We start from the raw sequence: 25,851 nt of genomic DNA, 5'->3' as shown, positions 1-25,851 counted from the left end.
AGATATAAAAAATGAAGCAGGATATGATTGTCATTCTGGACTTGGGCAGCCACGAGAATACCGTACTGGCCAGAGCCATCCGTGCACTCGGTGTTTACAGCGAGATTTATCCGCACGACATTACGATTGAAGAACTAAAAGCTCTTCCGAACGTAAAGGGTATTATCATCAACGGTGGTCCTAACAATGTTATAGACGGTGTAGCTATCGATGTGAATCCGGATATATATAATGCAGGAATCCCGGTTATGGCAGCCGGACACGACAAAGCATTATGCGCAGTTAAACTAAACCGGTTCACGGATGATATAGAAGCGATCAAGAATGCTGTCAGGCCGTTTGTATTCGACACTTGCAAGGCCGAAACAAACTGGAACATGACTAACTTCGTAAACGACCAGATAGAACTTGTAAGACGCCAGGTAGGCAACCGCAAAGTGTTACTTGCTTTATCGGGTGGTGTAGACAGCTCGGTTGTTGCAGGGCTGCTGCTGAAAGCTATCGGCGATAATCTGGTTTGTGTACACGTAAATCATGGTTTGATGCGTAAAGGCGAATCGGAAGCCGTCGTAGAGTTGTTCAAGAATCAGTTGAAAGCGAACCTGATCTATGTAGATGTTACCGACCGCTTCCTCGACAAGCTGGAAAACGTAGCCGATCCGGAAGAAAAACGCAAGATTATTGGCGGCGAATTTATCCGCGTTTTCGAAGAGGAAGCCCGCAAACTGGAAGGCATAGACTTCCTGGCACAGGGTACAATCTATCCCGACATTGTAGAAAGCGGAACCAAGACTGCCAAGATGGTTAAATCTCATCACAACGTAGGCGGTCTGCCGGAAGATATGAAGTTTGAACTGGTTGAACCTTTACGCCAGTTATTCAAAGACGAAGTGCGTGCCTGCGGTCTCGAATTGGGATTACCTCACGAGATGGTTTACCGTCAACCGTTCCCGGGTCCCGGATTAGGTGTTCGTTGTTTGGGAGCTATCACACGCGACCGTCTGGAAGCCGTACGTGAAGCCGACGCTATCTTGCGTGAAGAATTTCAGAATGCCGGACTGGATAAGAAGGTATGGCAATACTTTACCGTTGTACCCGATTTCAAATCGGTTGGTGTACGCGATAACGCCCGTTCATTTGAATGGCCTGTTATCATCCGTGCAGTGAACACGGTAGATGCCATGACTGCCACAATAGAGACCGTTGACTGGCCTATCCTGATGAAGATTACGGATCGTATTCTGAAAGAGGTTAAAAACGTCAATCGTGTCTGCTACGATATGTCACCGAAACCGAATGCAACGATTGAGTGGGAATAAATAACATTCCCGTTTAAATAATATACCTTTTGCAGCAGAAGGCAAGTCTTCTAAATGCAAAAGGTATATCTTTTTTATATTCACTATACATACATTTTTCTTTCTCAGTCATATCTGCAGTAGATATGATTATTGATTTAGTATATGAATCGTATGACAAGCAACTAAAGCAGCCGTTTCTGTACGCAGTCTGCTTTCGCCCAGAGAAATCGGTTCAAAACCATTCTTTCGGGCCAGTTCTATTTCTTCAGGACTAAAATCACCTTCGGGACCAATCAGAATAAGGGCATTTTCTCCTGCCCGGTATGTTTTCTTTAAAAGAGGCTTCTCTCCTTCCTCACAATGAGCAATGAATTTGCGGCCGTCAAAAGGAGCAGATATGAATGATTTAAAGTCTGTCATTCCATCCAGTTTCGGCACAATAGCTTTTTGCGACTGCTTCATCGCACTAATCAGAATTTTCTCCAAACGGGCAGGTTTGATCTCTTTTCGTTCCGAGAAACGGCAATTCAGGCAGGTAATCCGGTCGATCCCTATTTCCGTGGCCTTCTCTGCAAACCATTCCATCCGGTCCATATTTTTTGTCGGAGCAACTGCTATATGTAGATTAAAATTCCACAAGGCAGGCTGCTTCCATGTTTCCAGAATATTTACTTCGCAATGCTTCGGATGGGCACGACTAATAGCCGCTTTGTAAAAACTGCCTTGTCCGTCAGTCAATAAAATTTCATCTCCTTCTGTCAAGCGAAGCACACGAATACAATGACCTGCCTCTTCTTCAGGCATTTCAAGATTTGTTGCGATATCAGGTGTATAAAAAATCTGCACTGCTAACTAACTATCTGTTATTAACTTATAATTATCCGAGTATCATACCTATAATAGTAGCCGAAAGAACCGATACCAGTGCACCGCCTACCATTGCCAACACACCAATACGTGAGATCAGCCCCCGCTTTTCAGGAGCAAGCACTCCCAAACCTCCTAACAATATGCCGATAGATGAGATATTGGCAAAGCCACACAATATATAAGTAGACATCAATACGGACTTCTGGTACATAAATAATCCTGCATCCTTCCATTGCTGCAGCTGGAAATAGGCAACAAACTCGTTTAATATTGTTTTCTGTCCCAATAACGATCCCACTAGCATAACATCCTGACTGGGGACACCTATCAACCACATAAAAGGAGAAGTTATTACCCCCAGTATAAATTGGAAAGTCAATCCTTGTGCTTTGCCATCTGTTATTCTTACAATCCAATCATTCAAACCGGTATAGCGCCCTATTATATCCTCGGTTACATAATTAGCCAATGCCACCAGAGAGATAAAAACCAAAAGCATAGCTGCAATATTCGTCATCAGCTTTACACCGGTTACCGTTCCTGAAGAAATTGCATCCAATATATTAGTATTGCGTCCTTCCTTCTCCAAGCCAACAGCATGGTCTGAGGCTTTTTCTGTTTGCGGACAAAGCATCTTCGCCAATACTATGGAACCGGGGACAGCCATCACAGAAGCAGAAAGCAAGTGTTTGGCAAACATAACTTTTGCCACAGGATCGGTTCCGCCCAACATTCCAATATAGGTTCCCATAACAGAACCTGCAATTGTACCCATTCCGGAAACCATTACCAAAAAGATTTCCGAACGGTTCATTGTGGGCAGATAATTCTTAATCAAGACCGGAGATTCTGTCATTCCCATAAATATATTCCCGGAAGTAACTAATCCTTCCGAACCGGATATATTCATAAAGCGACGCAATACCCAAGAGAATCCGCCAACTACACGTTGGATAATTCCCCAGTGATAAAACATAGATACTAATGCTGAAAAGAATATTACGATCGGCAAAGAATGGAGTAAGAAGCTAAATCCGGCAGCTTTGGAAGCATACGGCCCTAACAAAAAGGTTAATCCTGCATCCGTAAAGTCCATCAGTTTGACAAATATCTTACCAAGACCTTCCAATAATCCTCCGACAAAAGGCACATATAATACAGCTAAAGCAAATATGATCTGCATCAGCAAACCACCGCCTACCAGTTTCCAGTCAATACGTTTACGGTCATAACTCAAACCATATGCTATCGCCAATATCACAATAATGCCCAAGATTCCACGCAATAGCGTAATTAATCCAAACCCACCTTGTTCTTCAATCATTTAGAATTGTCCTCCTCTTCACGACGACGCAACTCGTCTTTATACATTTTCGCATATTCGTAATTCTCTTCTGAAATAGCTTCTTCCAGACGTTCCTTTATTTCTTCGATGTCTAATAAAGCAAGCCATTTTTTCAATTGGCTTTCATCATGGATATCTTCCGGCTCCATCTCTTCAAGATCATCATATTCATTCTCCTTTTCATTCACAAACGGAACTTCTTCCAAAACGACTCCGCTCTCACGAACAATCTCTTCAGTCGTATAAATATCACATTTCACCCGAAGAGCTATAGCAATCGCATCCGAAGTTCTCGAATCCAAACGTACCTGGTTGGTCCCGTCGTCAAATAATAACTCCGAATAAAATACACCGTCTTCAAATTTATAAATAAACACTTCACGCAAATGTATGCCGAAAGCCTGCGCAAATGTAAAGAACAAATCATGGGTAAGAGGACGTGGAGGTATAATATGCTCCAGGGCAATCGCTATGGATTGTGCCTCGGACGTTCCTACGATAATAGGAATACGACGCGGGCCATCTTCTTCAGCCAATATTAAAGCATAGGCTCCCGATTGTACCTGACTGTTTGTTAGTCCCTGAACTCGTAATTTTATCTTTGCATCCACGTCTGATATGTTTAGAAATCATATATAAAGACAAAAGTAATATTATTTCGTAATTTATTTCTTACTTCAACAAAAGAAAAAGTGGTAAAAATGTAAAGAAACAGGTTGTTGTAGCTCTATTTAATATTAAAATGAATATAACTAATTTTCGGGTGAAAGAAATACAAAGAGAAAAGACCTATATAAAAAAGAAAAGGTTATCCGTCACGGACAACCAATCTTCATTGCTAACCTTAAATCTAATACCATGAAAAACACAATGCAAATATATGCACTTTATGTTATACAACATATACAATCAGATACAAAATTCTTTGGTTTTAGCAATATTTTAACTTACAAATTATTTAACCGGTACCGGTTAACGTTTATTCAATAATTACTTTGAATATTCGTCGGCTTTTACTTTCATTCTGTCAACACGTTTCTGCGTATCAGGATGACTTGAGAACATCTGACGGAATTTAGATGATTTCTGCTGGCCATCACTCAAATCCATCAACTTCTTAAGCGCATTGTGCATGCTATACGGATCTTGTCCGTTGTCAACACTGAACTGGAAACCAAAATCGTCTGCTTCACCTTCCTGTTTCTGAGAATACTGAGCACTAGCCAATGCCTCAGCCAAATCTCCAAGTTGCGAATCTGTCAGTTTTGCAACAGTTCCGTTTACAGAACCTACTGCATTTTTGGCAGCAGAAGTCATGTATGCACTTTTCATTGCATCTTTTGAATCGGTGTGAACGACATGGCCTATCTCATGACCTATAACAGCCAGCACTTCATTATCATCCATAACATCCATCAGGCCGCCACACACCCGTACGCTTCCGTCGCCACAAGCAAAAGCATTGACATCTATAACATTATAGACCTTGAAGTTTAAATCTAAACCGTCTATTTTTTTCAAGTTAGAAGTAATCCGTTCCAAGCGTTGTCCCATTTCTGTATCAGGACCGGCTACTTCATTATGCGTATCCATCCATTGGATATATTCTTTTGCCATTGCCGCAACATCTGCATCCGACAACGTAACTGCATGGGCAACGTCCGATGCTGCATTTACTAATTTCTTCGTATTGATGGACTTTCCACCAATCTTAAACTGGGCAGAAGTTGTCAAACTAACACCTGCCAGAAGAATTAATGAAAATAAAATTGATCTCATAATTTATTGATTTTGTTGTAATAAATAATCTTCCAGCTGAGGGTACGCACAATCTTTCAAAAGAACTCTCTTGTCTTTATCCAATAAATAAAGAGTCGGTATTGCTTTTAAATCATAAATTTCTTCATTCTTTAAAGATAGGCTATTATCATATGAATTGATCCAGCCTGCCGGCATATAAGAAAGGTGTGCTTTCCAAGCTGTCAAATCTTCATCAGGATAGACAGCAAGGACTTTAAGTTTCTTATTTTTCACCAGTTCTTTTACTGTTACAGAACTTGTAAGTTGATCCGTAACTTCTTTGCACGCATGACAATCGGGATTATAAAAGAAAAGCAATAAATAATCGGATTTTATTCCGTGCAGAGTACCTGTTTTTCCATTTGCTAATGTATAAGTAAAATCGGTTGCCGATTCTCCGGCTCTATTCTTTAACGCCAGTTCCAATAAATGTTGGGGGCGGATTTTGTTTACTTCATCATAGGAAGATGATGCTATTATTGACTGTAAAGCAGGTATGTAAAACTCCTCATTACGCATGGGAGAATTAGGATCATACAAATATTTCTCATATAAACCTGCAAAATAGGCAAACATAGTGCTGTCTGCATCAGCTTTATTCATCATACCTTTAATTGCAGACGCTACTGCCTCCGGCGCAGCATATTTCAAAATATCGATAAAATTAGTAAAGGCCTGCTCCGTGACCTCCGGTAAATGAATATAAGCAGTATCTTTAAAATCAAATTTATCCCAATAATGAACAGACAAATAATCAGCCCGCTGATCAGGCTCGGTAATCATAGAAGGTACTTCAACCATCTGAAAGGTTCGTTCGACAGTTTGTTCTTTTTCGGTATTTTTAGACTGTTGTCCGCTACATGCACTAAATATCAACAACAATGAAAAAATATATAGACTTTTCATAATCACACATTTACAATTCAAGGCGCAAAGATAAGGTTTTCTTTTGGAACCGTCTCTTGTTGTACCGGAAATAATCGCTACATTTGTCTTCCTAAATTGAGGATGCAGAATGATAGATCAACCTACTATAGACAGAATACTGGATGCGGCAAATATAGTGGACGTAGTTTCAGAATTTGTCACCCTCCGGAAACGAGGCGTAAACTATGTGGGGTTATGTCCGTTCCACTCCGATAAGTCACCTTCATTTTACGTTTCGCCTTCCAAAAACATATGTAAATGCTTCGCTTGCGGTGAAGGAGGTACTTCCATTCACTTTATCATGAAGCACGAACAACTCAGTTATTTCGATGCTTTACGTTTCCTGGCCAAGAAGTATAACATAGAAATACAGGAACGGGAGTTAAGCGACAAGGAAAAGCAAGTCCAAAGCGACCGCGAAAGTATGTTCATTGTTAACAGTTGGGCTCAACAATACTTCTCCACTCAACTTCACGAACATCAGGAAGGAAGAATTGTCGGTCTTCGTTATTTTGCCGAGCGGGGTTTCAGAGACGACATCATCCGAAAATTCCAGCTGGGTTACAGCCTGGATCAACGCGATGCTTTATATCAGGCTGCATTAAAAAAGGGATTTAAGAAAGAATACCTGGATAAAACTGGATTAGTCATAGCCTATGACAATGGAAATATACACGACCGTTTCAGAGGCCGCGTTATCTTTCCGGTTCATAGCCTGAGTGGAAAAGTGGTTGCTTTTGGCGGCCGCGTTCTCAAAAAAGATGATAAAACGGCCAAGTACGTCAACTCTCCAGAAAGTGACATATATCATAAGAGCAATGAACTTTACGGGATCTACTTTGCCAAACAAGCAATTGTAAAACAAGACCGCTGTTTTCTTGTTGAAGGTTATACCGATGTAATATCCATGCACCAGGCCGGAATAGAAAATGTTGTTGCTTCTTCCGGAACAGCACTTACACAGGGGCAAATCAGGCTGATACATCGTTTTACCAATAATATCACCGTACTATATGATGGTGATGCTGCGGGTATTAAAGCTGCATTAAGAGGAATTGACTTATTGTTAGAAGACGGCATGAATATAAAAGTGGTGCTTCTTCCTGATGGAGAAGACCCGGATTCATTCGCACGAAAACACAATGCCAGCCAATTTGCCGAATTTATCAAGCAAAACGAGACAGACTTCATTCGCTTTAAAACCCGGCTATTATTGGATGACGCAGGCACAGACCCGATCAAACGATCTGCCTTGATTTCCGATATTATCAAGACAGTTGCCATTATCCCGGACAACATAGCCCGCTCCGTATATATTCGCGAGTGCAGTGCTATGATGGAAATTGATGAACGCGTCTTACTGAATGAAGTCAATAAAATACGGCTAAGTAAAGAAGATAACCGTACAACTTCCCCAACAAGAACAGCAGGCACTTCCAAGAAAGTTTCTGAGCCTTCTCCCACTTATCAGGAGTATGCTGATTTTCCGGGTTACCAACCTTATCAGGAAAATACAGAATCTTTACCGCCCAATAATTATCCTCCCCCAACAGAAGATGATTATCCAGCAGAAGATGCTGGCCCCATTTCCGTTCCGCCCACAGCCCAACCCTCGCAAATAATAGCTCCCAAGCGTTCACCATACGAGCCTTATGAGCTGTCATTACTCCGTTATATTGTACGATATGGTGAACGTATCTTATACGAATATGTGGACGAAGAGACAAACGAAAAAGTAATCCATCACGTAGCAGACTATATACGCTTTGATCTGGAACGTGATGATCTAACATTCTATACGCCCCTTTTCAAAACCATGTTGGATGAAGCTGCCGAACACTGCAAAGACAAAGGGTTCATTGCTAACCGCTACTTTCTGGCTCATCCCAATCCAAACATTAGCAAACTGGCAGCCAACCTGATAAGCGAAAAATATCAGCTCAGCAAATATCACACAAAATATCGTGAACTGGAACAAGAAGAGGATAAAATAGAACCATTAGTCCTTCGTGAACTGTTTGCCCTGAAAGATGCGTATGTCTTACAACAAATAAAAGAAATACAGGTAAAAATAAAGGAAGCGCAGACACAAGGAAATATGGAACAGGCTGTTGAACTAATAAAACAACTCACCAGACTAAATGAAATTAAAAATGTACTCAGCAAAGAACTGGGTGAACGCATCATACTTAAAATGTAATACAAATCATGGCCTATGAATTTCATTGAAACTGAAGATGTGGTAAAGCAATACGCCGGACATCTTGCACTGAATAAAGTAAGCATCCAAGTCCCCGAAGGAAAAATATTCGGATTGCTTGGTCCTAACGGAGCAGGAAAAACCACACTGATCCGCATCATTAACCGAATTACGGCACCGGACAGCGGTAAAGTATTATTCAACGGACGCCTTTCATGTCCGGAAGATATTTATCAGATCGGTTATTTACCGGAAGAACGAGGGCTATATAAAAAGATGAAAGTCGGTGAACAGGCAATCTACCTTGCTCAATTAAAAGGCTTATCATACATGGAAGCCCGAAAACGCCTGACACATTGGTTCGAAAAGTTTGACATCATGCCCTGGTGGAACAAAAAACTGGAAGAACTATCTAAAGGCATGCAACAAAAAGTACAGTTTATCACCACTGTAATACATGAGCCTAAACTTCTCATTTTCGACGAGCCATTCAGCGGTTTCGATCCGGTAAACACTGAACGGCTCAAACAGGAAATCCTGGAACTGAAAGAAGCAGGCCATACAATTATCTTTTCAACACATAACATGTCATCTATTGAAGAAATATGCGACAACATCGCATTAATTAACCGCTCTCAAGTAGTGTTGTCCGGAAATGTCCGGGATATACGAAACCGGTTCAAAAGCAATACTTACTTAGTAAAGGTATATTCGGACGAAATTAAATTTCTCTCGAACGAAATGGAAATTCCTTCCGAATGGAATGCATTTTCTTTCCGTACGAAAGAAACTGACGGCGACATTACCGAACTCTACATTCATAAAGAAAAAGAGATCAGCAATTCCGAACTGCTGACATTGCTGGCCGGCAAATTGGATATTCTTTCCTTTTCAGAAGAAATACCTTCTATGAATGACATATTTATCAACACCGTTTCTGGCTCTAATACAATAAAAGCATGAATAAAATAGGATTAATTGTAAAACGAGAATATCTCCGCCGGGTAAGTAAAAAATCATTCCTGATTATAACTTTTCTTGCCCCGTTCTTATTTGCCGCATTAGTATTCGTTCCGCTTTGGCTTTCCGGCATCAAAGGTAATGAAGCCAAAAAAGTGGCAATAATAGACGCAACAGGTAAATATGCCCCTCTATTTCAAAACACAGACGAATACATATTCATAAATACAAACGGGAATCTGGATCAGTATCGCTACGACCAAAACAAAGAAATCTTTGCTATTCTAAACATCACCGGCGATCTTTTAGAAAATCCGAATGCAGCTGCACTTTATTCCGAAAAGCAAATCCCTATCGGTCTGAAACAGGAGATAGACAATATATTGTCTAAGAATTTAAGGGATGAAAAACTTGCATCCTTCAACATTCCTAATCTGAACAAGATTATAGAAGACAGCAAAATTAAATTTGATATCAAAACTGTTAAATGGGATACAGAAGGAAATGAAAAAAGCACATCGGCAGCAGTCGCCTCTATCGTAGGCATGATGCTTACACTTATTATATATATGTTTATCATGTTTTACGGGGCAATGGTAATGCAAGGTGTGATGGAAGAAAAAACAAACCGGATTATAGAAGTTATCATCTCCTCCGTAAAACCTTTCGATCTGATGATGGGGAAAATAATAGGAATCGGTTTTGTAGGATTAACCCAAGTCTTTTTATGGGGTATATTGACAACCGTCCTCGTATCCGGCACACTCTTATTTCTAGGAGGCGGTACAAGTCCTGACGATCTAATGAATGCACAAATGGCAGCACAAAACATAGGAGGAGCCATGACTGTACAGTCCTCAGAGATGCAGACACAGATTCAGGAAGTAATCAACTCCATTAATTTCACGGAAATAGGAGTTTGTTTCGTGCTTTACTTTATAGGCGGATATACGCTGTATGCAGCTCTTTTTGCCGCCATAGGAAGTGCATTGGAGCAACAAGAAGATACACAGCAGTTCATGATGCCTATTATTATATTAATGGTATTCAGCTTGTATGCCGGCGTTTATAGCATGAACAATCCGGACGGTCCATTGGCTGTCTGGTGCTCATTCATACCTTTCACCTCTCCCATCGTTATGATGGTACGTTTACCTTACGACATTCCTATATGGGAAATCCTCGTTTCTGTCGGTTTGTTATTTGCAACCGCTTTATTTATAATTTGGGGATCAAGTAAGATATACAGGGTCGGCATTCTTATGTATGGCAAAAAGCCCAGCCTGAAAGAATTAATAAAATGGACGAGATATAAATAAAAAACGCCCGCTACTCTCAAAAAATAGCGGGCTATTAAACTTTTGTTGTTCAACCAAGGCTCGAACTTGGACTAACAGGACCAGAATCTGTTGTGCTACCATTACACCATTGAACAAAATATATTTTTCTATCAACAAAGGCGATGCTATTTATTGTTGTTCAACCAAGGCTCGAACTTGGACTAACAGGACCAGAATCTGTTGTGCTACCATTACACCATTGAACAATAAAGCTTAAATAATGCAACGCTTTCGTTTGCGAGTGCAAAGGTATATACTTTCTCTAATACTGCAAATATTCGGCCGAAAAAATTCCCACAAATAAACATTTTCTTCCAGCCCTTGTTTTCATTTTGAAAAGGTTTATACATATATTATATAAGGAAAAGACGATCATAATAAATTTAAGAAGTATATTTGCGACTCAGAAAATTATTCAATACAAAATAGATGGATCAAACAAAAGAATTAGTAAAAGCGATTGTTGAAGGCCTTCAGGAAAAGAAAGGCAAAAATATTGTAACCGTGGATTTAACCCAATTATCAGGGAACATTTGTGAATATATGATAATTTGTGAAGGAAACACACCTACCCAAGTTTCAGCACTATCAGATTCAGTATGGGACTTTGCCCGTAAAGAGGTCGGAGAAAAACCTCTGTCCATTGATGGAAACCAGGGAGCCCAGTGGATTGGCATGGATTATGGCACGGTTCTTGTACATATATTTTTACCGGAACAGAGAGAATTCTATAATCTGGAAAATCTTTGGGCAGACTCCAAAGTAACTCAAATCCCTAATCTGGATTAACGACCGGTTTTTAATTAGATTTATCTTTTATGGAAAATAAAAACAACATGTTTAATAAATCTCCGAAGAACGGCAAGCCGAAGATGTTTCGTTTTAACCTGTACTGGATGTACGGATTAATATTCATGATGCTTATTGCATTGTATATGACAAATGATTCTTCAGGATCAAAAGAGTTGGGCTGGACTGAATTTCAGAAGCTGGCCAAAGATAATGTTTTCGAAAAAATGGTAGTTTACAACAAAAAGAACCTGGTTGAAGCTACTGTAAAGAACGGAAAAACCGACCTTGTTTTTAAAGGAGATAACAGCCGCCTTGGTAATTCTCCGAAAGTATTCGTAAAGATACCTTCGGCTGATAAATTCTCCGATTTCTACGATAATGCTGTAGCCAACGATCATATTGATACACAAGTCAGCTTTGAAGAAGGAGATGATACAATGTGGAACTTCCTCGTATCATTCGGTCCTATCATTCTACTTATTGTTGTATGGATATTCCTTATGAGGCGCATGTCCGGAGGAGCCGGAGGTGGTCCCGGAGGTGTCTTTAGCGTGGGCAAAGCAAAAGCTCAGCTTTTTGATAAAGATAACCAAAAGAAAGTTACATTTAAAGATGTAGCCGGATTATCCGAAGCAAAACAAGAAGTGGAAGAAATCGTATCATTCTTAAAGAATCCGGACAAATACACCGAGCTGGGAGGTAAAATACCTAAAGGTGCATTACTTGTCGGCCCTCCGGGAACCGGTAAAACATTGCTGGCAAAAGCAGTTGCAGGCGAAGCTGATGTTCCGTTCTTTTCACTGTCGGGTTCCGACTTCGTGGAAATGTTTGTTGGCGTAGGAGCTTCACGCGTACGTGATTTATTCCGCCAGGCAAAAGAAAAAGCACCATGTATTGTATTCATTGACGAAATTGATGCAGTAGGGCGCGCCCGTGGAAAAAACGTCAACATGAACAGTAATGACGAACGAGAAAACACATTGAACCAGTTACTTACAGAAATGGATGGTTTCGGTTCCAATAGTGGTGTTATTATTTTAGCAGCAACAAACCGTGCAGATATCCTGGACAAAGCATTGCTTCGTGCCGGACGTTTTGACCGACAGATTCATGTAGAATTGCCCGATTTGAACGAACGTAAAGAAATATTTGGTGTACATCTTCGTCCGATCAAAATTGACGACAGTGTCGACACTGAATTTTTAGCTCGCCAGACACCGGGATTCTCAGGTGCGGACATTGCTAACGTTTGTAACGAAGCTGCCTTAATAGCAGCGCGCAATGGCAAAAAATTTGTACAGAAAGAAGACTTTATGAATGCAGTAGACCGTATTGTCGGAGGTCTGGAAAAACGTACAAAGATCACAACAACCGATGAACGTAATTGCATTGCCAATCACGAAGCCGGCCATGCTACGCTAAGCTGGTTGCTTGAACATGCCAATCCTTTAGTAAAGGTTACAATCGTACCAAGAGGAAAAGCATTAGGAGCAGCATGGTATCTTCCGGAAGAACGCCAAATCACCACCCGCGAACAATTACTGGACGAAATGTGTGCTACGCTTGGAGGACGTGCCGCTGAAGAATTATTCTTAGGAAAAATTTCAACAGGAGCATCCAATGATTTGGAACGTGTAACAAAACAAGCATACGCAATGGTTGTTTATTTTGGAATGAGTGACAAATTGCCCAACTTAAATTATTATGATTCGACAGGACAAGATTGGGGATTCACCAAACCATATAGCGAAGAAACAGCACGACTGATCGACCAGGAAGTACAAATAATAATAAACGAACAATATAAACGGGCTAAAAAAATCCTGTCGGAAAACACGGAAGGACACAATGCTTTAGCAAAAGTTTTATTGGAACGCGAAGTTATATATGCTGAAGATGTAGAACATATTTTTGGTAAACGGGCCTGGATTTCACGTTCGGAAGAAATCCTTGAATTGCAAAGTAAAACAAAGAATGAAGAACAAACCGAAGCAGAAAAAGATAAAGCGGAAGATAAAGATGACAAAAATGTCGTGCCGAAAAATGACAGTAAGGCAGAATCCGAACAAATAGCCTGATCGTTTTCGGAAATAACTTTATTTATAGTAAAATCAAAAAAGGGAGTATTCTTCAGCGAATACTCCCTTTTTTGATTTTGTATACCATCTCTCTAAAATATCATCCCGATCATTTCACAAAAACATCAAGATGATTTTGTGAAATGATCGGGATGATATTAGAAAATGATCGAGATATCAGGATCAGGCATATTGTAATTCGATATTTTTATGTAGGTTTGCATCCGAAACAAATTTTATACGAAAACAAAACATTACAATCTTGAATAATCTGATAAAACGAGCATTAACCGGTGTAATCTTTGTAGCGGTTATGTTGGGAGCTATTTGTTTCCATCCAATATTGTTCCTGGTTATATTTACTCTTATCACAGCTCTTTCTTTATGGGAATTTTATGGGCTAATGGATCACTATGAAAATACAACCATTCAGCGGGTTATCAGTTCTATTGGAGGTGCCTACCTGTTCATAGGGACATTCATGTTTGCAAACGGATTAGCAGACAGAAACATATTCCTGCCCTACCTCTTATTTTTGATGTATACATTGATAGCCGAGCTCTATCACAAAGCCCCGAATCCTATAAATAATTGGGCATTTACATTACTAGCCCAAGTATATTGTGCAGGAACATTTTCCATGTTGAATTTTATAACTTCCATTCCCAATACTCCGGGTGAAATTGTTTTCACTCCGTTATATGCATTAGCTATATTTGTATTTATCTGGCTAAACGACACAGGTGCATATTTAGTAGGTTCACGTATAGGTAAAAGAAGATTATTCGAACGAATTTCGCCTAAAAAATCATGGGAAGGTTTTTTCGGAGGGCTTGTCGTTGTATTAGCAGCTTCACAGGTTTTTGCTTGGTATGCACCAGGAATCAGCAGATATAACTGGTTGGGACTTTCATTTTCAATTGTTCTTTTCGGCACATGGGGAGATTTAATAGAATCGCTGCTGAAACGCACGTTAGGTGTAAAAGATTCCGGTAAACTATTGCCGGGACACGGAGGCATGCTCGACAGGTTTGACAGTGTGATGATGGCTATACCTGCTTCTTATATCTATATTGAACTTTTTATTCGAAATTAAACGTAAGGACAACCATCCGTGAAGTTGCTTTCGAAAGAGCATCTGTATATTTTATCAGGTCACGATCATTCAAGCTAGACCGGTCTTTTTCCAGTAAATCAACCAGGCCAAAACAGAATTTCAACTCCGGGCACAATTTAAAAAAGGGTAAATAAATATCGCATCCTATACCAAACTCCAGTCCGAAGTCTGCACCTTTCAACAAAATAGGATTGTCTTTCTTACGCCCCAAATCAAATGAACCGTATACACCGCCAATCAAGTAAGGGCGGTAATTATTAAGACGCAAAGCTGTATACTTTACATCCAACGGGAAAGACAAGTAAGTAGAACGCGTATTCGTTGTAAACTCTTCACCTGTGGATTGCTCACGAAAAATAAACTTCTTGTCTCCAAAATGAATTGTAGGAACCAAACGCAAATTAAAATATGGATTCAAATATAAATCGCCTATAACTCCGACACTAAATCCCGGAGAATAAGAAGGTATTTCAGCAAACCAAGTTTCGCCATTTGTTGTAACACCAGAATGAGTCAACAACAAGTCTTGCGCATGCAGGCCTACATGGAAACCTAAATGAAACCACTTCAAATCGGCATACGGTTGATTCTTCACCCTTTCCTTTTGTGCCATAGCTCCTGTGGTAGCCAGACACAACACACATAATACAAATAACAAACGTTTCAACTCTGATTCAATTTTGAATTATAACGGAAAACAAATAAAGTTATTGCAAAAATGCACCTAAATGGGCAAAATAAAGCAGCAGATATTTTTTTAATACAAAGAAAGCTCTAATTTTGCACCAACTAATAGTTATCAATTTAAACGTTTAATAAAATGGCTTACGTAATTAGCGACGATTGTATTGCTTGCGGTACATGTATTGATGAATGTCCGGTAGGAGCAATTTCAGAAGGTGATAAATACAGTATCAATCCTGAAATGTGTACAGACTGTGGAACTTGCGCAGATGCTTGTCCTACAGAAGCTATCCATCCGGCAGAATAAATATCGCAGGAAAAATAGGATTACTTGTTAAATACAAGTACCTATAAAAGTAATGGGCTGCTTTTCTTGATAAAGAAAGCAGCCCATTATCTTTTTTCTTTTTTTCTCAAAACTCTATATCGAGCTTTATCTCATCAGAGGCATTATCCCCTTCTTCATTTTCAAGTTGAACATCCGGCCCTTTACCTTCATTACATCTCTTAATGTAATGAATTACATCGTTCAATCCATCCATGAATTTGTCAAAGTCTTCTTTATACAGGAAAATTTTGTGTTTTTCAAAAGATACTTGCGTTCCGTCCTTAGGTTGAATCTTTTTACTTTCAGTAACAGCTAAAAACAAGTCATCTTTTAAATTCTTCTTCACATCCAGATAATAGATCCGTTTCCCTGCTTTGATGGCTTTAGAATATAAAATTTCTTTATCACCACCCTCAACATGTGCTTTCCTTATAGAATCTTCCATGACAGCTAACATTTATTAATACACCCGTCCCATTTATCATAACTAGCCTCAAATATGTGCATTTTTTTTTAAATAGCAACTATTTTAACGTATCAAAATACCACCCAAACAGCCGTAAATTCAAAATATCATCTAATGCATATAAAATTAAGCAAACTCCCTCTTTTTTATAAAAAGAATAGCTACCTTTGCAACCTAAATTTATAACAAGAAGTTCTTTCAAACGATGATCAACAGAATTTTAATCCGCATTAAAGTTTTACAGATAGTATATTCTTACTATCAAAATGGTAACGGTGACCTCAAAGTAGCGGAAAATGAATTACTTTTCAGCCTCCAAAAGTCGTACGACTTATATCATTATTTCCTTCTTCTTATTGTTGAAGTAACAAACCTTCAAAAACGTCTGCTCGATGCCCGTAAAAACAAGTACATGCCTACGGAAGCAGAGTTAAATCCGAACACACGCCTGACAGACAATCGTTTTGCAGCCCAGATTGAACAAAACGACGCTTTGAAAAAGTATGTTTCAGAACAAGGTATTTCATGGAGTAATGACGAAGATTTCATAAAAGCCGTACTTGAGCAGATTCTTGATTCCGATATATATGCAGAGTATCTGGCTAACAAAGACGATTCATACGAAACTGACAAAGAATTCTGGCGTACCGTATTCAAGAAAATCATATGTGGCAATGAAACAGTAGAAGATTATCTGGAAGATAAAAGTATTTATTGGAACGATGATATAGAAATTGTCGAAACTTTCACCCTAAAAACCATCAAGAAGTTTGAAGAAAAGAACGGAAGTAAACAGGCTTTGTTACCCATGTTCAAAGATATGGAAGACAAGTCGTTTGCAATCCAGTTATTCAGGCAGTCATTATTGAAAGGAAAAGAGTTCCGCGAACGAATAGAAAAACATATAAAAAATTGGGAAACAGAACGTATTGCAAATATGGACCTCATCATAATGCAGGTTGCCATAGCCGAAATCATGACGTTCCCAACTATTCCGACAATCGTTACCCTGAACGAATATATAGATACTGCAAAATACTACAGCACTCCCAAAAGCGGAACATTTATTAATGGCATACTCGATTCCATAGTAAGTGAGTTAAAAAAAGAAAAGTTATTGCTTAAAGACTAATTATTATACTTACATTTGCACATATTGTTTTTGATATTAACTTGTAAATTGATTATAATAGTATGAGCTTAATTAGTATTTTACTTCAAGCTGCTGGTGCCGGCCAGTCTCAATGGTCTGGCATTCTAATGATGGTCGTAGTTGTTGCCATCTTCTATTTCTTTATGATTCGTCCGCAACAAAAGAAACAAAAAGAAATCCAGAAAGCACGCGAAGCATTGCAAACCGGAGATAAAGTTATCACATCCGGGGGTATATACGGAAAAATAAAAGAAATCGGAGACATTTACATGCTGATAGAAATTGCAGACGGTGTTCGTATCCGTGTAGATAAAACTTCTATATTCGCTTCATCAGAGGACGCACAGCAAAAGTAATTAACAACGAATTCATGTTAAGGCTTGAAAACTTATTACAACCATTCAAGTCTGTCCTACAAAAGGCTAAAGTTTTTTTGCGTTGCAAACGATGGAAAGAAACTTTAGTCTTTTTCTCATTTATACTCCTGGCTTTAGGATTTTGGCTTCTTCAAAGTTTACAGCAGGAATATGAAATAGAGATCAATATTCCGGTCAGATATAAGAATGTTTCGCCCGAAATCGCTTTTACAGACACCGTTCCCAGCAACGTCACAGTACATGTAAAAGACAAAGGAAGTGTTTTATTAAACTATTCCTTCGGAAGACGTTTTGCCCCTATTGACGCTGATATGAAAAATGTCAATAAAAAGAACGGAACATTCCATATAAGCAGAAAAGTCATTGAAAGTGACATTCTGAAGCAACTCATATCTACCACTTCGTTAATCAGTTTCGAACCTCAGCAGATAGATATCAGCTATAGTAAAAGCGTTCAAAAGAAAATACCTGTAGCATTTAACGGAGATATTCATATTAATGCAGGATTTCAACAATCCGGCGAAATCATAATATCACCATCTGTCGTTAATGCCTATGCAAGTGATGTCATATTAGATTCGCTAACCGCTATTCAGACAGTTTATACTGAAATAAAAGATGGCGACAAAACAGTTACCAAAAATATACCTCTACAAAAAATTCCCGGTGTAAACTACGACCCGTCTACAGTTACAGTAACTATTCCGATAGAGGAATATACGGATAAAACTTTAGATATCCCCGTTAGTTGTAAGGGCATACCTAGTCATTATACATTAAGGATGTTTCCGGCTGTAATTAAGGTGACATGCGGTGTACCGCTTTCACGCTTCAAAGAACTTTCGGCCGACCAGTTCTCTATTGAAATCCCATTTGCAAACCTGGAACAAAACATGTCAGGAACATTACCTGTCGAGCTTTCCGTTAAACCGGACTGGATACGCAATGCAACCTTATTCCCCGACAAAATAGAATTTATTCTGGAACAAAACAGCCATGATTAGAATAGGTATAACCGGAGGAATAGGAAGCGGTAAGTCGGTCGTAGCAACTATTTTGCAGCTAACCGGAATACCGGTATATATTGCCGACAAAGAAAGCAAACAACTAACTGACAGTTCACCAGTCATACGAAAACAACTCATAGAACTACTCGGTAAAGATATTTATACAGAGCAGGGACTGAATAAAAAATTATTAGCTTCTTATATTTTCAATAATCCTGAGTGCCTCAAACAAGTAAATGCAATTATACATCCGGAAGTAAATAGTCATTTCCAAAACTGGGTACGCAATCAGCATTCCAATATCTGTGCTATTGAATCAGCAATACTTTTTGAGTCAGGTTTTAACAAAACAGTTGATGTAAACCTGATGGTTTATGCACCCATAGAAATCCGCATAGCCAGGGTACTAGCCCGCGATAACGTTTCCCGGGAAGAAATCATACGGCGTATTTCCAATCAGATGTCCGACGAACAAAAAAAAGAACTATCGGACTATGTTATATACAATGATGATATTCATACCCTATTACCCCAGGCAAATCAATTCTTAAACTATTTAACCTCACGACAACCACAAGATAATGCCGAATAAAAGGTAACAGCTATACGTTTTTTCCACCCATTTGTATCTGTATATTCGGTTAGTTGTACTACATTTGCAGCTTTAAAGTTTAACACTATTAGAAAACAAAGAATATTATGTTGAAGACTATTTTGTCTATTTCGGGAAAACCCGGCCTGTTTAAACTGGTTTCCCATGGAAAAAACATGCTGATTGTTGAGTCGTTAACAGACAAGAAGAGAGTACCTGCCTATGCAAAAGATAAAGTGATCTCTTTAGGTGACATTGCCATCTATACAGACGAAGCAGAAGTTCCTTTACATGAAGTGCTGACCAGCGTTAAAAATAAAGAAAACGGCGCTAAAGTGTCTATTAACACTTCCACTGCAAAACCAGAAGAATTACGTACTTATTTCGCTGAAATATTACCGAGCTTTGACCGTGATCGCGTATATCCGAGTGATATCAAAAAGTTATTAAGCTGGTATAATATCTTAATAGGAGCTGGCATCACAGACTTTACACCGGAAGAGCCTGCTGAAGAAGCAAAAGAAGAAGCAAAATAAATATGATTCGATATTACAAAAAAGGGTTGCCCTAAGTGGACAACCCTTTTCTATTTTCTAAAATAGCGGATTACTAACCTTCTCATTGAGCAAAGCCAAATCCACCACTTGTTGTATATCATCTACATAATGGAATGTTAACCCTTTCAGATATTCAGGTTTAATCTCATCAATGTCTTTCTGGTTTTCCCTGCATAGAATCAATTCCTTAATACCGGCACGTTTTGCCGCCAGAATTTTTTCCTTGATGCCGCCAACAGGAAGTACTTTTCCACGAAGTGTTATCTCGCCTGTCATCGCCAGATTACTTTTCACTTTACGCTGTGTAAAGGCAGACACTAAAGAAGTTACCATCGTAACACCTGCACTCGGACCATCTTTAGGAATAGCACCTTCAGGTACATGCACATGCACATTCCAGTTTTCAAATAATTCTTCATTTATATTAAACAAAGACGCATGGGCATGGATATATTCAAGAGCCAGCATGGCAGATTCCTTCATCACATCGCCTAAGTTACCGGTCAAAGTCAGTTTCGAACCTTTTCCTTTACTCAAGCTGGATTCTACAAACAATATTTCTCCACCAACAGCAGTCCATGCAAGACCGGTTACTACACCTGCATATTCGTTACCCTGGTATTTATCCCGTGTATATTCTACTGCTCCCAGATACTCATGCAAGTCTTCCGGCTTAATAACAGAAGGTATTGGTTCGTCCGATGCAACTTTACGAGCCAGTTTACGCATTACCTTTGCTATCTTTTTATCCAATTCCCTGACTCCGCTCTCACGCGTATACGATTCAACGATTGCCTGCAAAGTCTTTTTCTGAAACTTCACTTTCCCTTTTTCTAAACCATGAATGCCCAATTGCTTCGGAACAAGATGTCTTGCTGCAATTTCAACCTTTTCTTCCATAATATAACCGCTCACTTCAATAAGTTCCATACGGTCTAATAAGGGTTGCGAAATCGTATTCAGGTTATTTGCGGTAGCAACAAACATTACTTTGCTCAGATCATAGTCTATATCCAGGTAATTGTCATGGAAGGCATTATTCTGCTCAGGGTCCAGCACTTCCAATAATGCTGCAGCGGGATCACCTTTAAAATCATTCGTCACCTTATCGATTTCATCCAGAATGAATACCGGGTTAGACGTTCCCGCCTTCTGTAAATTCTGAATAATACGTCCGCACATAGCACCGATATATGTACGTCTATGACCACGTATTTCTGCCTCATCATGAAGGCCACCCAGAGAAACACGGACATACTTACGATTCAAAGCCTCGGCAATAGACTTTCCTAGAGATGTTTTACCTACTCCCGGAGGTCCGTAAAGACAAATAATCGGCGACTTCATATCACCTTTCAGTTTCAGGACTGCAAGATGTTCAATAATACGTTCTTTTACCTTTTCCAATCCGTAATGATCTCTATCCAGAACCTTCTGCGCGTGAGACAGATTAAAGTTATCTTTACTATACTGGTTCCATGGCAGATTTACAATTGTCTGCACATATTGCGTCTGGATAGAAAAATCAGGAGATTGAGGATGCAGACGTTCCAGTTTACGCAATTCTTTTTCAAATATTTCGGCAACTGCAACCGGCCATTTCTTTTTAAAAGCTTTCTCACGCAATTCCTTTATCTCCAGCTCATTGATATTCCCGCCCAACTCTTCCTGTATCGTCTTAATCTGCTGTTGGAGGAAATATTCTTTCTGTTGCTGGTTTATATCTTCGTGTGTCTTCATCTGGATGGAAGCTTTCAGCTCCACCAACTGATACTCGCGATTCAAGATAAAAAGCAAACGGTAAGCACGATCTTTCAAGTCTCCGATCAAAAGAAGTTGCTGTTTTTCGGATGCACCACTTGGAATATTGCTACACGAGAAATTTACCAGATACAGTATGTTCTGATTGTTCTTTATAGAAAAGATAAGATCACGCGGAGGATCGGCTACTGCCCCCAACATCTTTATTGTCAAATCCTTTATAGTGGAAATAAGAGCTTCAAACTCGCGGTCGCTCTTATCTGGCACAGTATCTTCCAGAATTTTAATCTGTCCGGTGAGATACGGTTCCGTTTCAACTAAACTATTCAGTTCAAAACGCTTCTTACCTTGCAAAATAACCGTAGTTGTTCCGTCCGGCATTTCCAATACGCGGACAACATCAGCAATCACACCCGTTGTATACAAATCATCGAATCCCGGTTCTTCGGTTGCCATGTCTTTTTGGCAAACCACACCAATCAAACTCTTCTTATGCAGTGCTTCCTTTATTAATCGCATCGATTTGGGACGCCCCACAACAACAGGCATAGCTACTCCCGGGAATAGCACCATATTACGAAGCGGAAGAATAGGGACTACATCCCCTACTTTATCTACTCCTTCAGTAAAATCTTCATCCACATCGCATTCTGTAAGAATTGGCATAACAATCCCTATATTGTCATCCATATCATCGTATGATTCCGGGCTAAATACTCTCTTTTTTCCTTTCATATATACATTAATCATTGTATATGTTAATACAATAAACGTGCCAAAGTTACAGATTTTAGTCCGAATCTGACTACTTTTGCATCAGCAATAATAAAATGATATGGCAAATCCTTATTTTCAATTTAAAAAATTTACCGTATGGCATGACAAATGTGCTATGAAGGTAGGTACCGACGGGGTTCTTTTGGGAGCCTGGGCTAACACATATCTTTGCAAAAACATATTGGATGTTGGTACCGGAACAGGACTCATTGCACTAATGCTGGCACAGCGTAGCACAGCTCAGGCAGATGCAATAGATATAGACGCAGATGCATGCCTTCAGGCAAAAGAGAACATACAGGCTTCTATTTTCGCCGGACAAATCAATATTTATCATACCTCTTTTGAAGAGTACATAAAACAAACCGATAAAAGATACGACCTTATTGTATCCAATCCGCCTTATTTTACAGATTCCTTAAAATGTCCGGATCATAAACGAACTACTGCACGACATACAGAAAGCCTTCAGCTTTTCGACTTGATAACCGGTTGCCTGCAAATCGTAACATCAAACGGAAGAATCGCATTAATACTACCTTTTGACAAGAAAGAAGAACTGATGAAAATCGCAGAAGAGAACAAGCTTTTTGCCATCCGCATCACAAACGTCATTCCTGTACCCGGAGCCGAGCCCAAAAGAATACTGATAGAATTATCGCCTGCCCAGTCATTAAAAATTGAAAATGAACTCACAATCGAAAAAGCCCGCCATCAATATACTCCTGAGTTCAAAGCATTAACCAGAGACTATTATCTGAAATAAACAAAAAGTTCAGTATTCCAATAAAAAATCAAAAGCCCGGGGGAAAAGTTTTATCCGTATGAAAAAAAAGTTTCATCAGCACAAAACAAAAGTTTCATCGGCATGAAAACAAAAAAACACCGGCAACACGTGCTACTTTTATTTAAAGATATAGGGAAGTCTTTTATCAAAAAAACGGGTCACTTCATCAAATAAATAATGTACCTCTTCCGAGAAAGAAACGACCTCGGGTGTAAGCACCTTCAATGCTCTTGGTTCCAGTGTTATATCTATACGGCTTTCGGCCATAATAGGTTCGCCATCCAGGTGCATGACTCCCGGTTTCTGACGAATAATAGTAACCTGATGCGCCTTCATTGTCTTGATCTTACTATTACGATCTATCTGTTTTGTAAACAATTGTATTGCAAGAGGTGCAATATCAAGTGGGGTAAACGGAGAAAGAATAGTAACATCCATCTGACCGTCCTGTATATTTGCATGAGGAGCTATAAAAGCATTATTACCATATTGAGAAGCATTAGCACAAGCTACCAGAAAGGCTTTTTCCTTTATTGTCTGGTTATCCACCTGTAACTCGTAAGGTTCCGGCTTATAACTTAAGTATTCTTCAACCGTATTTTTTATATATGTAAGAGAACCACGACGTTTTTCATTTGCAAATTTCTGGCTTACGGCAGCATCGAACCCAACGCCGCAAGTACAGAAAAATACACGTCCGTTAGCCCTGCAACAGTCAATGGTAGTAACATGGCCTTTACTGATCAAGTCTACAGCCCTACGGATTTCCATAGGGATATGCAACTCACGGGCCAAACCATTACCCGAACCTTTCGGGACAATACCCAGCACTGCATCCGAATGGATCATGGCACGTGCTATCTCATTCACCGTTCCGTCGCCCCCCACAGCTATTATATAATGTACGCCATCCTTTATTGCCTGCTTTGTAAGCTCACTGGCATGACCTGCGTATTCGGTAAAAGTTATATTTAACGAACAATGACTCCGAAGGCACATTTCTTCTATCATCTTAGGAATCTTACGCTTTGAGCCAACCCCGGATATAGGATTAATAATAGCTTGTACCTTTATATCACATCCGTTCATTTTGAATTTATCTTTAACTTTGAGAAGACAAAAATAATGCTTTTATAAAACTTTTAAAGCATTTGGACTACTATAAGTTATTTTTTTACTACTTTTGCGGCTGGATTTGTCGAAACAGAGATGCTGATATACCGGCAAATCGGAATTCTTTCATACGGAATAAACAAATAGCGAGAAATCATTCTCTTAATAACACATATGAAACTTTTACAAGAGAAATTAGCAAAGTACGATGCTCCTCAAAGAGCTATGGCAGCAGGGATTTATCCTTATTTCAGAATGATTGAAAGTGATCAGGACACAGAAGTGATGATCAGTGGTAAAAAAGTTCTGATGTTTGGTTCAAATGCGTACTTGGGATTAACAAACCATCCTAAAGTAAAAGAGGCAGCTATTGAAGCCATTAAAAAATATGGTACAGGTTGTGCTGGTTCACGATTCCTGAATGGAACGTTGGACTTACATATCCAATTGGAAAAAAGATTAGCAGAGTTTGTTGGTAAGGAAGATGCCATCGTATATTCTACAGGCTTTCAAGTTAATTTAGGCGTGGTTTCCTGTGTAACAGGACGTGAAGATTACATTATTTGGGATGAATTAGACCATGCATCTATTATAGAAGGCCATCGCCTTTCTTTCTCCACCAAATTAAAATACAAACACAACGACATGGATTCGCTGGAGAAACAACTCCAAAAATGCGAACCGGACAAAGTAAAACTGATCGTTATAGATGGCGTATTCAGTATGGAGGGCGATGTTGCCAAATTACCGGAAATAGTTGCGTTGGCTAAGAAATATAATGCTAGCGTAATGGTAGACGAAGCACACGGTATAGGTGTATTCGGCAATCAAGGACGCGGAACCTGTAACCATTTCGGCGTAACAAATGATGTTGACCTGATTATGGGAACATTCAGCAAATCTTTCGCTTCTATCGGTGGATTTATCGCAGCTGACGAATCAGTAATCAACTATTTACGCCACCATTCCCGCTCATATATCTTCAGTGCAAGTAATACCCCGGCTGCAACCGCTGCTGCCAATGCAGCTCTGGATATTATGTTGAGCGAACCTGAGCGTATACAGCACTTATGGGATCTGACACATTATGCACTAGACGGTTTCCGTAATATGGGTTGTGAGATAGGCCATACTTCCACTCCTATTATACCGTTGTTCATCCGTGATAACGATCTTACATTCCTTATCGTAAAAGAATTATTCGAAGCAGGCATATTCGTAAACCCAGTAGTAGCTCCGGCTGTAGCATCAGAAGACACGCTAATCCGTTTCTCTTTGATGGCAACTCATACGAAAGAACAATTGGATTATGCCTTGGAAGCTATTCATAAGGTATTTAAAAGCCACGGTTTAGTAAAATAATCAGCAAGTCTGACAGAATATAAACAGAAAGCCCGGTAGTAAACAGTTGCTACCGGGCTTTCTTACATATTTTTATCGGCACATGCGGAAGTGTTAGAATAAATCACTATTTTTGCGTATTGTACATTAAATATATACATATTATACAACCTAGAAA

Annotated in this window: 24 protein-coding genes; 15 read left to right on the top strand and 9 right to left on the bottom strand. The window is 39.4% G+C overall.

Features of this window, described 5'->3' with window-relative positions; genetic code table 11:
• Window positions 1-11 precede the first annotated feature (11 nt).
• A complete protein-coding gene (guaA, locus tag C4S38_RS11225; protein ID WP_103983816.1) occupies window positions 12-1,319 on the top strand; it encodes a glutamine-hydrolyzing GMP synthase in 1,308 nt (435 codons plus the stop codon).
• A 129-nt stretch (window positions 1,320-1,448) separates the two neighbouring features.
• Here the strand turns inward: guaA and C4S38_RS11220 are convergent, their stop codons facing one another.
• The 5 genes from C4S38_RS11220 to C4S38_RS11200 all read right to left on the bottom strand — a co-directional run bounded on the left by C4S38_RS11220 (window position 1,449) and on the right by C4S38_RS11200 (window position 6,228).
• On the bottom strand, window positions 1,449-2,147 hold the full coding sequence (locus C4S38_RS11220) for a 16S rRNA (uracil(1498)-N(3))-methyltransferase (protein ID WP_099464954.1): 699 nt from the start codon (window positions 2,145-2,147) through the stop codon (window positions 1,449-1,451).
• 31 nt (window positions 2,148-2,178) lie between these two features.
• Window positions 2,179-3,495, bottom strand: a complete 1,317-nt coding sequence (locus C4S38_RS11215) for a NupC/NupG family nucleoside CNT transporter (RefSeq protein ID WP_103983815.1) — start codon at window positions 3,493-3,495, stop codon at window positions 2,179-2,181.
• Window positions 3,492-4,127 (bottom strand): bifunctional nuclease family protein, encoded by a 636-nt coding sequence (locus C4S38_RS11210; RefSeq protein WP_099464952.1) that lies wholly within the window; start codon window positions 4,125-4,127, stop codon window positions 3,492-3,494. The genes C4S38_RS11215 and C4S38_RS11210 overlap by 4 nt, the downstream gene beginning before the upstream one ends.
• A gap of 379 nt (window positions 4,128-4,506) precedes the next feature.
• On the bottom strand, window positions 4,507-5,295 hold the full coding sequence (locus tag C4S38_RS11205; RefSeq protein WP_103983814.1) for a M48 family metallopeptidase: 789 nt from the start codon (window positions 5,293-5,295) through the stop codon (window positions 4,507-4,509).
• Window positions 5,296-5,298: 3 nt separating this feature from the next.
• Window positions 5,299-6,228: a DUF5106 domain-containing protein gene (locus tag C4S38_RS11200; RefSeq protein ID WP_103983813.1), complete on the bottom strand. Its 930-nt coding sequence runs from the start codon at window positions 6,226-6,228 to the stop codon at window positions 5,299-5,301.
• A 103-nt stretch (window positions 6,229-6,331) separates the two neighbouring features.
• On the opposite strand from C4S38_RS11200, the gene dnaG reads away from it, so the two are divergent.
• The 6 genes from dnaG (at window position 6,332) to C4S38_RS11160 (ending at window position 14,709) form a co-directional block, all read left to right on the top strand.
• Window positions 6,332-8,443, top strand: coding sequence for a DNA primase (gene dnaG, locus C4S38_RS11195; protein ID WP_103983812.1), 2,112 nt, complete (start codon window positions 6,332-6,334; stop codon window positions 8,441-8,443).
• Window positions 8,444-8,458: 15 nt separating this feature from the next.
• Entirely contained in the window at window positions 8,459-9,406 is a 948-nt protein-coding gene (locus C4S38_RS11190) for an ABC transporter ATP-binding protein (RefSeq protein ID WP_103983811.1), read from the top strand.
• Window positions 9,403-10,722, top strand: a complete 1,320-nt coding sequence (locus C4S38_RS11185) for an ABC transporter permease (RefSeq protein WP_103983810.1) — start codon at window positions 9,403-9,405, stop codon at window positions 10,720-10,722. Before C4S38_RS11190 ends, C4S38_RS11185 begins: the two co-directional genes overlap by 4 nt.
• A gap of 450 nt (window positions 10,723-11,172) precedes the next feature.
• A complete protein-coding gene (rsfS, locus tag C4S38_RS11170; RefSeq protein WP_103983809.1) occupies window positions 11,173-11,532 on the top strand; it encodes a ribosome silencing factor in 360 nt (119 codons plus the stop codon).
• Window positions 11,533-11,561: 29 nt separating this feature from the next.
• The gene (gene ftsH, locus C4S38_RS11165; RefSeq protein WP_103983808.1) at window positions 11,562-13,613 is read left to right on the top strand and encodes an ATP-dependent zinc metalloprotease FtsH; all 2,052 of its coding nucleotides are present in this window, start codon (window positions 11,562-11,564) and stop codon (window positions 13,611-13,613) included.
• Between the two features lie 262 nt (window positions 13,614-13,875).
• Window positions 13,876-14,709, top strand: coding sequence for a phosphatidate cytidylyltransferase (locus tag C4S38_RS11160; protein WP_103983807.1), 834 nt, complete (start codon window positions 13,876-13,878; stop codon window positions 14,707-14,709).
• Here C4S38_RS11160 and porT read toward each other — a convergent pair.
• The gene (porT, locus tag C4S38_RS11155) at window positions 14,696-15,397 is read right to left on the bottom strand and encodes a type IX secretion/gliding motility protein PorT/SprT (RefSeq protein ID WP_103983806.1); all 702 of its coding nucleotides are present in this window, start codon (window positions 15,395-15,397) and stop codon (window positions 14,696-14,698) included. The two genes, C4S38_RS11160 and porT, sit on opposite strands and share 14 nt — an antisense overlap.
• Window positions 15,398-15,550: 153 nt before the next feature.
• On the opposite strand from porT, the gene C4S38_RS11150 reads away from it, so the two are divergent.
• Window positions 15,551-15,721, top strand: a complete 171-nt coding sequence (locus tag C4S38_RS11150; RefSeq protein WP_005854886.1) for a DUF362 domain-containing protein — start codon at window positions 15,551-15,553, stop codon at window positions 15,719-15,721.
• Window positions 15,722-15,827: 106 nt separating this feature from the next.
• Here C4S38_RS11150 and C4S38_RS11145 read toward each other — a convergent pair whose 3' ends face one another.
• Complete coding sequence (locus tag C4S38_RS11145) at window positions 15,828-16,187, bottom strand: DUF3276 family protein (protein WP_103983843.1); 360 nt, start codon at window positions 16,185-16,187, stop codon at window positions 15,828-15,830.
• A 226-nt stretch (window positions 16,188-16,413) separates the two neighbouring features.
• Between C4S38_RS11145 and nusB the strand changes: the two genes are divergently transcribed.
• The 5 genes from nusB (at window position 16,414) to C4S38_RS11120 (ending at window position 19,873) form a co-directional block, all read left to right on the top strand.
• The gene (gene nusB / locus C4S38_RS11140; protein WP_103983805.1) at window positions 16,414-17,340 is read left to right on the top strand and encodes a transcription antitermination factor NusB; all 927 of its coding nucleotides are present in this window, start codon (window positions 16,414-16,416) and stop codon (window positions 17,338-17,340) included.
• Between the two features lie 62 nt (window positions 17,341-17,402).
• Window positions 17,403-17,717 (top strand): preprotein translocase subunit YajC, encoded by a 315-nt coding sequence (yajC, locus tag C4S38_RS11135; protein ID WP_103983804.1) that lies wholly within the window; start codon window positions 17,403-17,405, stop codon window positions 17,715-17,717.
• A 14-nt stretch (window positions 17,718-17,731) separates the two neighbouring features.
• Window positions 17,732-18,742, top strand: a complete 1,011-nt coding sequence (locus tag C4S38_RS11130; RefSeq protein WP_103983803.1) for a YbbR-like domain-containing protein — start codon at window positions 17,732-17,734, stop codon at window positions 18,740-18,742.
• Complete coding sequence (coaE, locus tag C4S38_RS11125; protein ID WP_103983802.1) at window positions 18,735-19,337, top strand: dephospho-CoA kinase; 603 nt, start codon at window positions 18,735-18,737, stop codon at window positions 19,335-19,337. The genes C4S38_RS11130 and coaE overlap by 8 nt, the downstream gene beginning before the upstream one ends.
• A gap of 107 nt (window positions 19,338-19,444) precedes the next feature.
• Window positions 19,445-19,873 carry a DUF5606 family protein gene (locus C4S38_RS11120; protein WP_103983801.1) on the top strand — a complete coding sequence of 143 codons (429 nt, stop codon included), beginning with the start codon at window positions 19,445-19,447 and terminating at the stop codon, window positions 19,871-19,873.
• Window positions 19,874-19,930: 57 nt separating this feature from the next.
• Here C4S38_RS11120 and lon read toward each other — a convergent pair whose 3' ends face one another.
• Window positions 19,931-22,390, bottom strand: a complete 2,460-nt coding sequence (gene lon, locus C4S38_RS11115; protein ID WP_103983800.1) for an endopeptidase La — start codon at window positions 22,388-22,390, stop codon at window positions 19,931-19,933.
• 100 nt (window positions 22,391-22,490) lie between these two features.
• Here lon and C4S38_RS11110 point away from each other — a divergent pair, with 100 nt between their 5' ends.
• A complete protein-coding gene (locus C4S38_RS11110; RefSeq protein WP_103983799.1) occupies window positions 22,491-23,198 on the top strand; it encodes a tRNA1(Val) (adenine(37)-N6)-methyltransferase in 708 nt (235 codons plus the stop codon).
• A gap of 138 nt (window positions 23,199-23,336) precedes the next feature.
• On the opposite strand, the gene C4S38_RS11105 is transcribed toward C4S38_RS11110, so the two are convergent.
• Entirely contained in the window at window positions 23,337-24,308 is a 972-nt protein-coding gene (locus tag C4S38_RS11105) for a diacylglycerol/lipid kinase family protein (RefSeq protein WP_099464935.1), read from the bottom strand.
• Between the two features lie 198 nt (window positions 24,309-24,506).
• On the opposite strand from C4S38_RS11105, the gene spt reads away from it, so the two are divergent.
• The gene (gene spt, locus C4S38_RS11100; RefSeq protein ID WP_099464934.1) at window positions 24,507-25,694 is read left to right on the top strand and encodes a serine palmitoyltransferase; all 1,188 of its coding nucleotides are present in this window, start codon (window positions 24,507-24,509) and stop codon (window positions 25,692-25,694) included.
• Window positions 25,695-25,851: the final 157 nt, after the last annotated feature.

Origin of the sequence: Parabacteroides chinchillae (genome assembly GCF_900108035.1) — a bacterium.
GTDB classification, from domain to species: Bacteria; Bacteroidota; Bacteroidia; order Bacteroidales; family Tannerellaceae; genus Parabacteroides; species Parabacteroides chinchillae.
Note: the sequence above shows the minus strand (reverse complement) of the source record. Positions and strands in the feature narration are given on the sequence as shown.